Source organism: Bacillus sp. L381 (genome assembly GCF_030284525.1).
In the GTDB taxonomy this organism is placed as follows: domain Bacteria; phylum Bacillota; class Bacilli; order Bacillales; family Bacillaceae; genus Bacillus; species Bacillus amyloliquefaciens.
On sequence record NZ_CP127224.1, the window covers coordinates 296,132 to 309,072 of the forward strand.

At 49.2% G+C, this 12,941-nt stretch carries 12 protein-coding genes; 8 read left to right on the plus strand and 4 right to left on the minus strand.

The window, feature by feature from the left end:
• Positions 1–137 precede the first annotated feature (137 nt).
• The 3 genes from phoD (at position 138) to tatC (ending at position 2,889) form a co-directional block, all read left to right on the plus strand.
• Entirely contained in the window at positions 138–1,889 is a 1,752-nt protein-coding gene (gene phoD, locus QRX25_RS01475) for an alkaline phosphatase PhoD (protein ID WP_115998271.1), read from the plus strand.
• Positions 1,890–1,901: 12 nt separating this feature from the next.
• Complete coding sequence (gene tatAD, locus QRX25_RS01480; protein WP_212100175.1) at positions 1,902–2,099, plus strand: sec-independent protein translocase protein TatAD; 198 nt, start codon at positions 1,902–1,904, stop codon at positions 2,097–2,099.
• Between the two features lie 64 nt (positions 2,100–2,163).
• Positions 2,164–2,889, plus strand: a complete 726-nt coding sequence (gene tatC, locus QRX25_RS01485; RefSeq protein ID WP_212100177.1) for a twin-arginine translocase subunit TatC — start codon at positions 2,164–2,166, stop codon at positions 2,887–2,889.
• On the opposite strand, the gene pcp is transcribed toward tatC, so the two are convergent.
• Positions 2,886–3,533 carry a pyroglutamyl-peptidase I gene (gene pcp, locus QRX25_RS01490; protein ID WP_065980634.1) on the minus strand — a complete coding sequence of 216 codons (648 nt, stop codon included), beginning with the start codon at positions 3,531–3,533 and terminating at the stop codon, positions 2,886–2,888. The two genes, tatC and pcp, sit on opposite strands and share 4 nt — an antisense overlap.
• A 70-nt stretch (positions 3,534–3,603) precedes the next feature.
• On the opposite strand from pcp, the gene QRX25_RS01495 reads away from it, so the two are divergent.
• Entirely contained in the window at positions 3,604–4,731 is a 1,128-nt protein-coding gene (locus QRX25_RS01495; protein ID WP_212100180.1) for an aminotransferase class V-fold PLP-dependent enzyme, read from the plus strand.
• 34 nt (positions 4,732–4,765) lie between these two features.
• Here the strand turns inward: QRX25_RS01495 and lmr(B) are convergent, their stop codons facing one another.
• Positions 4,766–6,205: a lincomycin efflux MFS transporter Lmr(B) gene (gene lmr(B) / locus QRX25_RS01500; RefSeq protein ID WP_212100183.1), complete on the minus strand. Its 1,440-nt coding sequence runs from the start codon at positions 6,203–6,205 to the stop codon at positions 4,766–4,768.
• A gap of 35 nt (positions 6,206–6,240) precedes the next feature.
• Positions 6,241–6,807 (minus strand): TetR/AcrR family transcriptional regulator, encoded by a 567-nt coding sequence (locus QRX25_RS01505; RefSeq protein WP_065980637.1) that lies wholly within the window; start codon positions 6,805–6,807, stop codon positions 6,241–6,243.
• A gap of 567 nt (positions 6,808–7,374) precedes the next feature.
• Here QRX25_RS01505 and estA point away from each other — a divergent pair.
• The 3 genes from estA to QRX25_RS01520 all read left to right on the plus strand — a co-directional run bounded on the left by estA (position 7,375) and on the right by QRX25_RS01520 (position 10,250).
• Positions 7,375–7,974: a lipase EstA gene (gene estA, locus QRX25_RS01510; RefSeq protein WP_373925717.1), complete on the plus strand. Its 600-nt coding sequence runs from the start codon at positions 7,375–7,377 to the stop codon at positions 7,972–7,974.
• Positions 7,975–8,110: 136 nt separating this feature from the next.
• Positions 8,111–9,181: a helix-turn-helix domain-containing protein gene (locus QRX25_RS01515; RefSeq protein WP_065980639.1), complete on the plus strand. Its 1,071-nt coding sequence runs from the start codon at positions 8,111–8,113 to the stop codon at positions 9,179–9,181.
• Positions 9,182–9,317: 136 nt separating this feature from the next.
• Positions 9,318–10,250 (plus strand): aldo/keto reductase, encoded by a 933-nt coding sequence (locus QRX25_RS01520; RefSeq protein WP_212100194.1) that lies wholly within the window; start codon positions 9,318–9,320, stop codon positions 10,248–10,250.
• A 43-nt stretch (positions 10,251–10,293) separates the two neighbouring features.
• Here the strand turns inward: QRX25_RS01520 and QRX25_RS01525 are convergent, their stop codons facing one another.
• On the minus strand, positions 10,294–11,289 hold the full coding sequence (locus QRX25_RS01525) for a DUF5105 domain-containing protein (protein ID WP_212100197.1): 996 nt from the start codon (positions 11,287–11,289) through the stop codon (positions 10,294–10,296).
• 127 nt (positions 11,290–11,416) lie between these two features.
• On the opposite strand from QRX25_RS01525, the gene QRX25_RS01530 reads away from it, so the two are divergent.
• Positions 11,417–12,814 (plus strand): YcdB/YcdC domain-containing protein, encoded by a 1,398-nt coding sequence (locus QRX25_RS01530; protein ID WP_212100200.1) that lies wholly within the window; start codon positions 11,417–11,419, stop codon positions 12,812–12,814.
• Positions 12,815–12,941 lie beyond the last annotated feature (127 nt).

Genomic DNA, 12,941 nt, shown 5'->3' on the forward strand with positions numbered 1-12,941 from the left:
AAGGTTTGTCGAAACAATGTGAAAAATGTCTCCCGCCGTTCATTTTCCGGCCTTACAAATCCTTCACACTTCTTCATAGCGGTTTAACATTTCTTTTTTATAATGAGGGCGATCAATGAGAAGAAAGGGGAACTGACATGACACATGACGGCCGTTTAGATGAATGGATCAAGGAATTGGAGAACAAAAGCTTTCAGAACAATACATTTGACCGCCGCGCATTTATACAGGGCGCGGGGAAAATCGCCGGCCTTTCCCTCGGTTTAGCGATCGCGCAATCCATCGGCGCGTTTGAAGTGAATGCCGCTCCGAAATTTTCTAACTATCCGTTCACCCTCGGCGTAGCTTCCGGCGACCCGCTGTCTGACAGCGTCATTCTCTGGACGCGTCTTGCCCCGGACCCGCTGAATGGGGGCGGCATGCCGAAGCAGGCTGTGCCGGTAAATTGGGAAATCGCCACTGATGAACATTTCCGCCATATCGTCAAACGCGGCACGGAAATGGCCAAGCCGAATCTCGGTCACTCCGTCCATGTGGAGGCGGACGGGCTCAAGCCCAATAAAGTGTACTATTACCGATTTAAAAGCGGGCATGAGCTCAGCCCCGTCGGCCGGACGAAAACGCTGCCCGCCCCCGGTGATACCGTATCCGCCATGACGTTTGCGTTTGCCTCATGCCAGCAGTATGAACACGGCTATTATACGGCGTATAAGCATATGGCGAAGGAAAAGCTTGATCTCGTCTTCCATCTCGGAGATTACATTTATGAATACGGACCGAATGAATATGTGTCAAAAACGGGAAATGTCAGGACGCACAGCAGCGCCGAAGTGTATACACTGGCAGATTACCGGAACCGTCACGCCCAATACCGCTCTGATGCCAATCTGAAAGCCGCCCACGCCGCATTTCCGTGGGTCGTGACGTGGGACGATCATGAGGTGGAAAACAATTATGCCAATGTCATCCCCGAAAAAGGCCAATCGGTTGAAGCGTTTGTGCTCAGACGCGCCGCAGCGTATCAGGCTTATTATGAACACATGCCGCTCCGGCGCATGTCACTGCCGAACGGCCCTGATATGCGGCTGTACAGGCAATTCTCATATGGCGATTTAGCCTCGTTTAATGTGCTTGATACAAGACAGTACAGAGATGACCAGGCCAACGGAGACGGGAATAAGCCCCCTTCTGATGAGTGGAGAGACCCGAAACGCACATTGATGGGGACAGAGCAGGAGCAATGGCTGTTCGAAAACTTAGCCGCATCAAAAGCGAAGTGGAATGTGCTGGCGCAGCAAATCTTTTTCGCACAATGGAATTTCGGAACAACCGCGAATCCGATATTCAGCATGGATTCATGGGACGGCTACCCGGCACAGCGGGAGCGGGTCATCAATTTTATAAAAAGCAAAAATCTGAACAATGTCATCGTGCTGACGGGTGATGTTCATGCAAGCTGGGCGTCAAACCTGCATACCGATTTTAATCAAACGAATTCAAAGATCTTCGGCGCCGAATTCGTCGGGACTTCCATTACATCGGGAGGAAACGGGGCGGATAAACGGGCCGATACGGATCAGATCTTAAAACAAAACCCGCACATTAAGTTTTTCAACGATTACCGCGGCTATGTCCGCTGTACGGTGACGCCGGCCCAATGGAGGGCGGATTACAGAGTGGTGCCGTATGTGACGGAGCCGGGGGCTGAGGTATCCACGCGGGCTTCCTTCATTTATCAGAAAGACCAGACGGGGATTCGGAAGGTCTCTCAAAACGCGGTTGCGGGAGGCTTAAAGCAGTCAAACGAAGTGGAAGAGGATCGATTCTTCGCCCATAACAATGCGCACGAAAAGCAAATGAGAAAGAAACGGGCCAAAATCTCACAATAAGGGGGCACATTCATGTTTTCAAATATCGGCATTCCCGGGTTAATCCTGATCTTCGTCATCGCTCTCATCATTTTCGGACCTTCAAAGCTTCCGGAAATCGGCCGTGCAGCCGGCCGGACGCTGCTTGAATTTAAAAGCGCCGCAAAAACACTGGTCTCAAATGAAGAGTCGGACAAGCAGGCGGCTGAGAAAGACAAAACGGCAGGCTGAATCATGACACGGGGGGCAGACGAATCCGCTTCTGCCTCTTCTTTTATATAAGGAGGATGTACGATTGGATAAAAAAGAAACCCACTTGATCGGGCATTTAGAGGAAATCCGGCAGCGTCTTATTAAAACCGTCATCGCCTTTCTCGTGTTTTTTATCGGCGCCTGCTGGTTTGTGCAGGATATTTATGACTGGCTGATCAAGGATTTGCATGGCAGACTGGCCGTTTTAGGCCCGAGCGAGATTTTATGGGTGTACATGATGATTGCGGGTATTTGCGCCATTACGGTAACGATTCCGGTTGCCGCCTTTCAGCTCTGGCGTTTTACGGCGCCGGCCTTGACCCCGTTTGAACGCCGCGCCGCTTTGCTTTACATTCCCGGGCTTTCCGTTTTGTTTATCATCGGAATTTCCTTCGGGTATTTTGTGCTCTTTCCGATTGTGCTCGGATTTTTAACACAATTATCCGCCGGCCACTTTGACATGGTATTTACGGCGGATAAGTATTTTACCTTTATGCTTAATCTTACATTGCCGTTCGGGTTTTTGTTTGAAATGCCTCTGGCCGTCATGTTTCTGACGCGTCTGGGGATCGTGAACCCAACCCGGTTGGCAAAGGCTCGAAAGCTTTCGTATTTTTTGCTGATCGTCGTCTCGGTGCTGATTACGCCGCCGGATTTTATGTCTGACTTTCTCGTCATGATTCCGCTGCTCGTCCTCTACGAAATCAGTGTGACGCTGTCCCGCATCGTTTACCGAAAGAAATGGGCCGAGACGCCGTCCGCCGCTTAGTGAAGCTCGCCTCCGCCGGTCTCAATATCGTCCTCATGCGCCGCGGCGGTTACCGCGGCGATTTTGAGCGCTTTTGTGATGTGATCAAGGCTGAGGCTCGGCGCGGACTTCTGCAAGGTTTGCTCCGGAATGTACGGGATGTGTATAAATCCGCCCCGGATGTGCGGATGATGACGGCTGATTTCATCCATCAGCCCGTAAAAGAGATGATTGCATACAAACGTCCCCGCCGTGTAGGATACAGCCGCGGGAATGCCTTCTTTTTTTATTTCTTCAACGATCCGTTTGATCGGAAGGCCGGTCCAATAGGCCGCGGGACCGCCTTGAGAAATGTTTTCCCCGACAGGCTGGTTTCCTTCGTTATCCGGTATGCGCGCCTCATTCAGATTGATCGCGACCCGTTCCGGCGTGATCTGCATTCTGCCGCCCGCCTGTCCGACACAGATGATAATGTCAGGCTGATGTTTCTTCATCGCTTCGCGCAGCACGGCAAGGGACTTGTAAAAAACGGTCGGAACTTGTTCGGATACGATAGAAGCGGGGCCTTCAGCGGCACCATCCAGCCGTTTGACCGCTTCCCATGAAGGATTGACCGTCTCCCCGCCGAAGGGGTCAAAGCCTGTAAGCAATACTTTTTTCTCCATCAAAAACCCTCCTTTTCTTTTTACCATACTCTATAATGGACATATATTCCTGCCGAAGGGGGAAATAGTCTTGAATTCGCCTCTGCTGCAATACCGATCTTTATTTCCTGTGCTCCAAACACATACGATGCTCGCCAGCTGCTCTCAAAGCGCTCTTGCCCGGCCGGTGTCAAAAGCGATAACTGATTATCAGGAAAGCCTGCTTCTGTACGGAGGAAATTGGGAGGAAGCCACCTGCCGCACGGAGCAGGCAAGATGTGAGTTTGCGAAATTGATCGGCGCCCAGCCTGAAGAAATTGCCGTTTTACCTTCAGTAACGGCTGCCGCCTCTGCCGTCGTTTCTGCTTTACCAGATTGCCGAAAGAAACAGGCGGTGTATACGGAATTAGATTTTCCGGCGATCGCTCACATTCTGAAGGCTCAGACTGGGATGGAGCTTTCAGTGATTCCATCTGAAGAAGGAATGATTCCGCTAGAGCGGTATGAGACGTATATTACGGAGCAGACGCTTTTCACCTGTGTGCCCCATGTGTCATATACGTCCGGTTTCGTCCAGGATATCAAGCGCATTGCCGAGATATCCGCAAAGAAGGGATCGCTTCTTTTTGTCGATGCTTATCAATCGGCGGGGCATGTCCCGATTGATGTAAATGAATGGGGAGTTGATATGCTGGCTGCGGGTGCGAGAAAGTATATGCTCGGCATACCGGGGACGGCGTTTCTTTATGTCAGAAAGGAACTTGCCGAGCGGCTGAAGCCGAAAGTCACCGGGTGGTTCGGGCAGCAGCGGGCGTCGATGCTGAATTTAACCCATTTTTCTTATGCTGACGGAGCCAAACGCTTCGAGACCGGAACCCCGGCATTTATCAGCATATATGCGGCACAGGCGGCTTTATCCCTTTTAAACGATATCGGCACAGATCGTATTCATCAAGAAGTAAAAAAACTCAGCGCATTTGGGTACGAATACGCTTCTGAAAAAGGGCTGCGCCTCGCAGGCCCGCCGTCAGCCGATGACAGGCCCGGCATGATTTCCATATGGGATGAAAAAGCGGCGGAAACGGCTGCGTTTTTGAAACGGAAAAACATCGTATGCGCGCCCAGCGGACAAATCATCCGGCTGGCGCCGCATTTCTATAACACGGCCGATGACCTTATTTATGCGATTGATGAACTGGCTAAAGCCCGCGGTATATAAAAAACAGCAGACTCATGGAGAGTCTGCTGTTTTCTTATGAGTGATTCACTTTGACCCGTTTCATAAAGAAAGCGCTGATCAGGCCGATCACGGCGACAATCATTGCGAAGATAAAAGCGTGCTGGACGCCCGCAATCAGCGCGTGGGAGTACACGGAAGGATCATCCGGATTTTTCACGGTGTTCATATAATCCTTCTGACCGGCCGCCATGATGCTGACCGCCACCGCAGTGCCGATTGCGCCGGCCATCTGCTGGAGCGTATTCATAATGGCCGTTCCGTCCGGATAAAATTCCGGCGGCAGCTGGTTTAACCCGTTCGTTTGCGCCGGCATCATAATCATGGAAATACCGATCATCAGGCATGTATGAAGCGCGACGATCAGAAGGGCCGTCGAAGCACCGGTAATGTTTGAGAAAAACCAAAGCACGGCTGCCGTGATGACAAACCCGGGAATGACAAGCCACTTCGGCCCGTATTTATCAAACAGACGCCCCGTCACCGGAGACATAAAGCCGTTTAAAATACCGCCCGGCAGCAGGATGAGCCCCGACGTAAACGCCGTCAGCATCAGTCCGCTTTGTAAATACATAGGCAATAGAAGCATTGTTGATAAGATAACCATCATACAGATAAATACAATCACGACACCGAGAATAAACATCGGATAGCGGAAAGCGCGCAGATTCATCATCGGCTGCTTCATTGTCAGCTGCCTGATGGAAAATAAGATGAGCGCTATCGCACCGACAGTGAGCGAACCGATAACCGTCGGACTTGACCAGCCGCCTGATCCTTCGCCCGCATTGCTGAAACCGAAGACGATGCCGCCGAATCCGATCGTAGACAGAATAATTGAAAGCACGTCAATTTTCGGTTTTGTAATGTCTGATACGTTCTGCATGTAGGCGATCCCGAATAAAAGAGCCAAGACAAGAAACGGCAGGGAAATCCAGAAAATCCAATGCCAGTTCAAATGTTCTAACACAAGCCCTGAAAAAGTCGGACCGATCGCAGGAGCGAACATGATGACCAGCCCGATCGTCCCCATCGCCGCTCCGCGCTTATGCGGCGGGAAGATGACGAGAATCGTATTAAACATCAGCGGCAGCAGCAGCCCGGTTCCTAAAGCCTGTACGATTCTTGCCGCCATAAGAAACGGAAAGCTCGGCGCAAGGGCCGCAATCAGCGTACCGACAATGGAAAAGGCGAGTGACACGATGAACAGCTGCCTCGTCGTAAACCATTGCAGCAGCAGCCCCGAAACCGGCACAAGAATACCGAGTACGAGCAGGTAGCCCGTCGTCAGCCACTGGACGGTCGCAGGAGTGATATGCAGCTCCTTCATCAGGTCAGTCAGGGCGATATTCAGCGCCGTTTCACTGAACATGCCGATAAACCCTGCCGTCAGCAAAGAAATCATGATCGGCATGACTTTATATTGTTTGGAAGGTTGAGCGTTTTCCAAAATCATTCTCCTCTCTTATATACGTAACATGTCTCTCGTATTTATGTCTTCAGAAGGCTGGGGATTTGTTTTGAAATATGGATGATCGGCATTTTGTCTTTTTTGGCTAAAGACAAAATGATGCCGCCTTCTATCATGGCATTTAAAACAGTGCTGATTTCCGCCGCTTTTTCATCAGAAAAACCGGCTGATCTCAATTTGCCAGCGAACAGATTCTCCCATTCCTGATAAGCGCACTGACAGGCCTGCTGGAGTTTTTCGCTTCTTAAAGCAGTTTCGGCAGCCAGTAAACCGACAGGAAACCCTTCGAAGTTCTCCGGACATGTAAATTGGCGTGATAAGTCCTGTAAAAACGCTTGAATGCTTTCCACAGGATCAGGATAGGCATCAAGGCTTTCTTTTATTTTCATACGGATATAATGGCTCATTTCATTGACAGCCTCAATGGCGAGCTGCTCTTTGCCGTCCGGAAAATGATAGTAAAGAGAACCTTTCGGCGCACCGCTTTCTTTAATAATCTGATTCAGTCCCGTGCCGTAATACCCCTGCAGCTGAAACAGCTTAGTGGCCGCGGCAAGTATTTTTTCACGAGAATCTCCATAACTCATTATGTTCCCACCTTATTAATGACAGTTTAAATATAGTGACTGGTCTATTATCGTGATTTCACATGGCGGTGTCAAGGATTTTTAAAACGGATATTTTCTCAGGAAAATTCAAAAATCGTTAAAGGCATGCTGCAGTCCGGTTTAATAATCGTTCCTATAGTAACCGAGATCGGCGGGATGCTGTTTTTATATGATGGAAGAACGAAATAGTAGGGATAGGGGGGAGTTTTCTCTTCATGCCTGACAGCTTCAAACCCTCTCAACTCTCAAACAGCCGATGCTCAGACTGATGAATATGCGGACTCCGATCTATTTCAATGCATCTAGGAAAAGAGAACCGGGCGCTCTATCCTTTTTTTGATTGCCGTATTAAAGCATAATCGTGCTTTCGGGAAAGGGGCGACTTTCTTATTTTTCCGCTCTTATTTATTTGTAGAAAACAGTAAATAATACACTATTTTTTCCTTTTCTCCTTTAATAGAATGAAAATTGCAAAAATATTACATAGCAGGAGGAAAGTTCATGAAACAAATAAAAAGCAAAGTCCTAGCCATCCTTACAGTTAGTATGCTGTCCGTCATTTCCATATTTGCCTTCCACCCGACCGTATCAAAAGCCTCCTCAGGTCATAATCCGGTTGTCATGGTCCACGGAATCGGCGGAGCGTCCTTTAACTTCGCGGGAATCAAAACGTACTTGGCATCCCAAGGCTGGTCAAGAAATGAGATGTACGCCATTGATTTTCTGGACAAAACCGGAAACAACAGACACAATGCGCCGAGACTGTCAAATTACGTGAAAAAAGTGCTCAGCGAAACAGGCGCGAATAAAGTCGATATCGTCGCGCACAGCATGGGCGGCGCCAACACGCTCTATTACATTAAAAATCTTGACGGCGGGGACAAAATCGCAAACGTCGTCACACTCGGCGGAGCGAACGGCCTTGTGACCAACAGAGCGCTTCCGGGAACTGATCCGAACCAAAAGATTTTATATACATCGATTTACAGCTCAGCGGACTTAATCGTCATGAACCCGCTGTCGCGACTGATCGGCGCGAGAAACGTGCAGATTCACGGTGTCGGGCACATCGGACTTTTAATGAACAGTCAAGTAAACGGGCTGATTAAAGAAGGTCTGAACGGCGGCGGACAAAATACAAATTAACCGTTTCAAAGCTCCGGACATAGAGAATTTCCGGGGTCTTTTTTTTCTTCCATATTCTTTTTTCGCCGTAAACCAAGCCCTCTGAAGTTATTTTTGTTAAAATAATAAAGTTATATCAGAATTCGGAGGGTTTATTGTGGGAAAAGTGAAAAGAAATGCCCCTTGCCCATGCGGCAGCGGGAAGAAATATAAAAAATGCTGCGGAAGTAAAGCAGCTGACATTCCGGCAGACATCGCGGCAAAAGAAGCGAAACAGATTCAGGAAAGCTTAATGGAGTACGCCTTTACAGCACATAGAGACGCCATATCATCATTTATTAACCAGCACGAGTTCATAACGGAGCTGGACAGACAGACAAAAGACATCGGCGTCTTCAACCTTGGCATCTGGGGAATTTTCTTCCGTCCTCTGGCAGGCGGCAAGACGATTTTTGAAGAATATCTTCAGAAAAAAGCCGGCGGCATCAACCGCCCGAAAACTCGGGAAATCGTTGAATCATGGAAAAGCATGACACCTGCCGTTATGGTGCTTGAAGATGTGAAAGAAGGAATGATTCACTTTGAAGATGTCATGACGAAAAAACAATTCAAAGTGGAAATGGACGTCGGCCAGCAGGATCTTCCGCCGGCGGGAAGCCTGATTCTCGGCTATCCGATCCACGAAGCGGAAAAAGCGGAGTTCTTCATGCAGTTTACGATCTTCCCTGTGAAGCGGACCGAAGCTTTGATCAGCAAAGTGAAAAAGGCGGCGGCCCCGGCCCTTGCGGAAGGAAAATCGCCTGAACGCTTTATGAAGGAGGACTTCGACACTGTACTGGCAGCTCTTTTAGGAACGGCGGAAGAGACGAAGCCGGCTGCTGAAGAAAAACAGGCGGAGTGGGCGAATGACATGGAGAAAGAAACGGCGGACGCCATTGAAAAAGGTCTGAGCGGGGATGAATACCCGGCTGAGCTGGTTCCGGCGGTTATTGATCTGTGGAAAACATTCTGTGTCAAAAAAACACCGACGATCAGAAAGCCGGAAGCCTTCGCGGCAGCGGTTGAATATTATGTGAACAGCATTTCTCTGAACGGCGCGTCCGTTTCTCAAGCCAAGCTTGCGAAGAAGTACGGCGTCAGCGCATCAACGATTTCCAGCCGCTACAAAGAAATCGAAGGCGCCCTGCAGGATGAAGCTGATCGCTTCGCCGCGGCTCTGACATCTTAATATCTTAATAGACGGCAAAAAAACCTTGAAGGGCAAACGCTTTTCAAGGTTTTTTCTATTGAGGCGCTCTCAGGAAGGATAATTCCTGCCGGCTATCTAATAATAAAAAGAGCGATAACAGGAAGGGGATGGAGCCATGGATGAGACACGTGCGCTGGGCAGGACGGATTTACGGGTAAAGCGTATCGGCTTTGGCGCAAATGCGGTCGGAGGACATAATCTGTTTCCAAATCTTAATGATGAAACGGGAAAAGAACTTATCCGCACAGCTTTGGATGGCGGCGTCAATTTTATTGATACGGCGTTTATATACGGCTTGGGGCGTTCCGAAGAGTTAATCGGTGAAGTTGTCGCAGAGCGCGGCGGGCGGGACAGCCTCGTCATTGCGTCAAAGGGTGCGCATAAAGAGGTCAACGGACAAATCGAGCTGGACAACAGCCGTGAATTTCTTCGGAGTGAGGCGGAAAAAAGCCTGAAGCGGCTGAAAACAGATGTGATTGATTTGTATTACGTTCACTTCCCTGACGGCAAAACACCGCTGGCCGAAGTGGCCGGCACGCTAAAAGAACTGAAGGATGAAGGGAAAATCAGAGCAATCGGCGCCTCCAATCTCAGCTTCCGGCAATTGCAGGAGTTCAACGCTGACGGCTATTTAGAGGTTTTTCAATCGGAATATTCACTGATTCAGCGCGAGGCGGAAAAAGATCTGCTGCCTTACTGTGAAAAGAACGGCATTTCCTTTATCCCTTATTTCCCGCTTGCTTCCGGCTTGCTGACAGGAAAATTCACAAAAGACACAGTCTTTGAGGACAGCCGAAAGAACAGGCCGCCGTTTCAGGGAGAAGCTTTTCTCCAAAACTTGGAGAGAGTGGATAAGCTGAAGTCCGTTGCGGAAGAAAAAGGCGTGCATGCAGCGCATATCGCACTCGCATGGCTTCTCTCGCAGCCGGCCGTGGATGCGATCATCCCCGGAGCCAAACGCCCTGACCAGCTGAAGCATAATCTGGGCGTGCTTGATGTGCAATTAACCGAAGACGAGGTTCAATATATCAGTGACATCTTCAAGTGAAAATAAAAAAAGGAAATAGCCTGTGCTATTTCCTTTCTTGCTGTCAGGACGTTTTCAAAAACGCTTCCGTCAATCCTTCCAGATCGGCGTCTGTGTCCAAATACCACTGGCCGCGGGCGTTTTTCTTCATTTCGATTTCTTTCGTTACGGAAGAAGAAGCCGGTTTCAGGCGCATAAACTCTTCTGGATAGACAGAAAGCAGATGGCTGACAATTTCGTTTTCATCAGCATCGGGATGCTTTCCGGCATAGTCCTGCACACGGTCTTGCAGCCTGCCTGCAAGCGGAGACATATCAAGCGGCGTCACTTTTGCTTGCAGGACGGCTTTGCCGTCTGACATGGATTTGGTTTGCACCTTGAGTTCTGTGTGATCACGCAGCGCTGCTGACATGGCGTCAATAATAGCGGAAATGGCTTTTGAGTCCGCTTGTTCCTTCGAAATGCCTGCTGAAGCGATAAAGCTTGCTTTCGCCGATTCCTGGTATGCAGCGGCTGTCATTTTTTCATTTACACCGGTCAGGCGGGTGAAATCTTTATTATGCCGGCCGTACAGCATCACATCAATGTATGCGGATAATGCGTCCGCCGGATCGGGTTTTGCTTTCGGAGCTGTGCCTTTGACTTTCAGTTTATAAGATAAAGGCTTCGCGTCTTTTGCCTGCGGCTGATATACCAATTCATATGATTTGCCTTCGTCAGCCGTGAAGTACAGACTTCCCGTCACTGTCTTGTCCGCATGAAGCGTGCCGCTCTGCATCCGGTCTTCTTTATCGGCCGCAGCTGTTTTCGCGTCATCCTGATAAAGCGAGAAGTCGCTGCTTTTGACGGTAAGCGGATCATGGCCCGTATTTTTGACAGTGACCGTTACTTTCAGCGCGGTCGGATGTTCAGCATCGTCTGAAGTGACCCAGGCCGTATCTTTTATTTTTACTTTCGCCGTGCTGTTTTCCTTGCCGCCGCTTGTTTCGCTGCTGCATGCGGCAGTAAATGCCGTGAGAAGAAGTATGAAAAACACGGCGCTCATTTTTTTAATGGACATCTTGTTACCCCCTGTTGTTATGATGGTTGATTCAATAGTCATGAAGACGAACAGGTTAATTATACTAGTTTTGTATAAAAGAGTCTTGGTAATCATTAATCTTTTTGGAAGAAAAGGAAGTGTTATGATGGAAAAGGAGATGTTGAAACAGCTGGCTCTCCGGATCGGAAACGTACCTGCCGGCTACGAGAGTAATGTGGAAGAATACCAGGAAGATGAGGTTCTGTTTTGGTGGGAAGACAAGAACAATCCGGAAGCCGGCATCATGGTCGAATTGGAACCGGACGGAAAACTGAAATACTTATCCCGTCCGGCTTTCGAGACTGATCTTGCGCCTCTTTCGGAATCGGACATAGAAGACCGGATGCGGGCGTTTTTAGAAACCCATCATCCGGGGGCATTGGCTGAGTTCGAACGGGAAAAAAGCAGTTCCGCAAATGAAGGTGAAGTGAGATATTCCTTTGTTCAGATGGCTGACGGTCTGCCGCTTCCGCTGACCGGGTTTTACGTCGACCTGTCTTTAACAGGGGAAGTAACCGGGTTTTCGTACCAAGGGAAAGCGGATGATCTGTTAAGGCCCGGACAAATTGCGGACAAGCGGGAAGCATCGGCTCACTTTGTCAAACAGATTGAAGCAGAGCTGCTGTTCACCGTACTGCATCAGTCCGTCTATGTGCAGGGGGATGACAAGCCCCATCTCGTCTATGAAATCGTGTCTCCGACGCGGCCGATATCGGCTGACCTGAAGGAAGAGAACGAAGAAATAGAAGAGTATGAAGAGCTGGAACACGAGACGCGGCCGTATGTCTCGATTTCACGCCCTGAACCTGAAGCGGAAAAGATGAGCATCAATGACATGATCGGGCTGCATGACGGTTTTTATAAAGATAGGGAAAGCGATCTTGGGGACGGCTGCATCGGCATTGCCTGGCGTCCTGCAAAAACAAAATCCGCACGGGAAGATAAAAGCTTTGAAAGTCTGTTCAAAGAGCGGAATGAACATGTATTGAAAACAAGGTATGATGAAGAATCAGGTCGGCTCACCGGGGTGATGTCATTTATACAAGAAGAAGGCGAACCGGTGTTTTCCGAGGAAGAATGCCATCACATTGCCATCCGCTTTTTATTCGCCATGTTTCCGGAAGCGGATCAGTATTTCCGGGTTCAATATGATGACCCGGATGATGAAGGAGAAAACGCGGGGCTTACATATAAAGTCTGTTTGGGCGGCGTTAATTTGCGATTCGGAGAGGGAAGAATCTGTGTCAGCAAAAAGACGGGTCTTGTCACTTTTTATATGCCGCCGGAAATTGATCCGAAAGAGCTTGAGAATATCGATCCCGTGCCTTCATTGACAATGGAAGAGGCGAAGGATGCGATTCGCCGGAATACCAAAGCTGATCTCGCTTGGGACCGTTACGATGACGGCAGCGGCAGAAATGTGTACAGGCTCGTATACAAACCGGTTTTCCCTCGGTTTATTGAGGCGCATACGGGGGAGGCGATCATGAGTTTAATAGGCTGAAGGTCATAGGTGTTCGGTTTGGGGGTTTTAAGTGACATGTGACATTTGTATGAAAAATAACCGCCCTGAATACGGATCTTTCCCCTCTTTGCTAAAAATAGACACATAAAAGGCACTTTCTTCCCTT

Excerpts from the sequence above, each read along its gene's own strand:
- tatAD (WP_212100175.1), top strand. The coding sequence starts at position 1,902 with ATGTTTTCAAATATCGGCATTCCCGGGTTAATCCTGATCTTCGTCATC.
- QRX25_RS01505 (WP_065980637.1), bottom strand. The coding sequence starts at position 6,807 with ATGAGTTATGGAGATTCTCGTGAAAAAATACTTGCCGCGGCCACTAAG.
- phoD (WP_115998271.1), top strand. The coding sequence starts at position 138 with ATGACACATGACGGCCGTTTAGATGAATGGATCAAGGAATTGGAGAAC.
- QRX25_RS01525 (WP_212100197.1), bottom strand. The coding sequence starts at position 11,289 with ATGTCCATTAAAAAAATGAGCGCCGTGTTTTTCATACTTCTTCTCACG.
- pcp (WP_065980634.1), bottom strand. The coding sequence starts at position 3,533 with ATGGAGAAAAAAGTATTGCTTACAGGCTTTGACCCCTTCGGCGGGGAG.
- estA (WP_373925717.1), top strand. The coding sequence starts at position 7,375 with ATGCTGTCCGTCATTTCCATATTTGCCTTCCACCCGACCGTATCAAAA.
- QRX25_RS01530 (WP_212100200.1), top strand. The coding sequence starts at position 11,417 with ATGGAAAAGGAGATGTTGAAACAGCTGGCTCTCCGGATCGGAAACGTA.
- QRX25_RS01520 (WP_212100194.1), top strand. The coding sequence starts at position 9,318 with ATGGATGAGACACGTGCGCTGGGCAGGACGGATTTACGGGTAAAGCGT.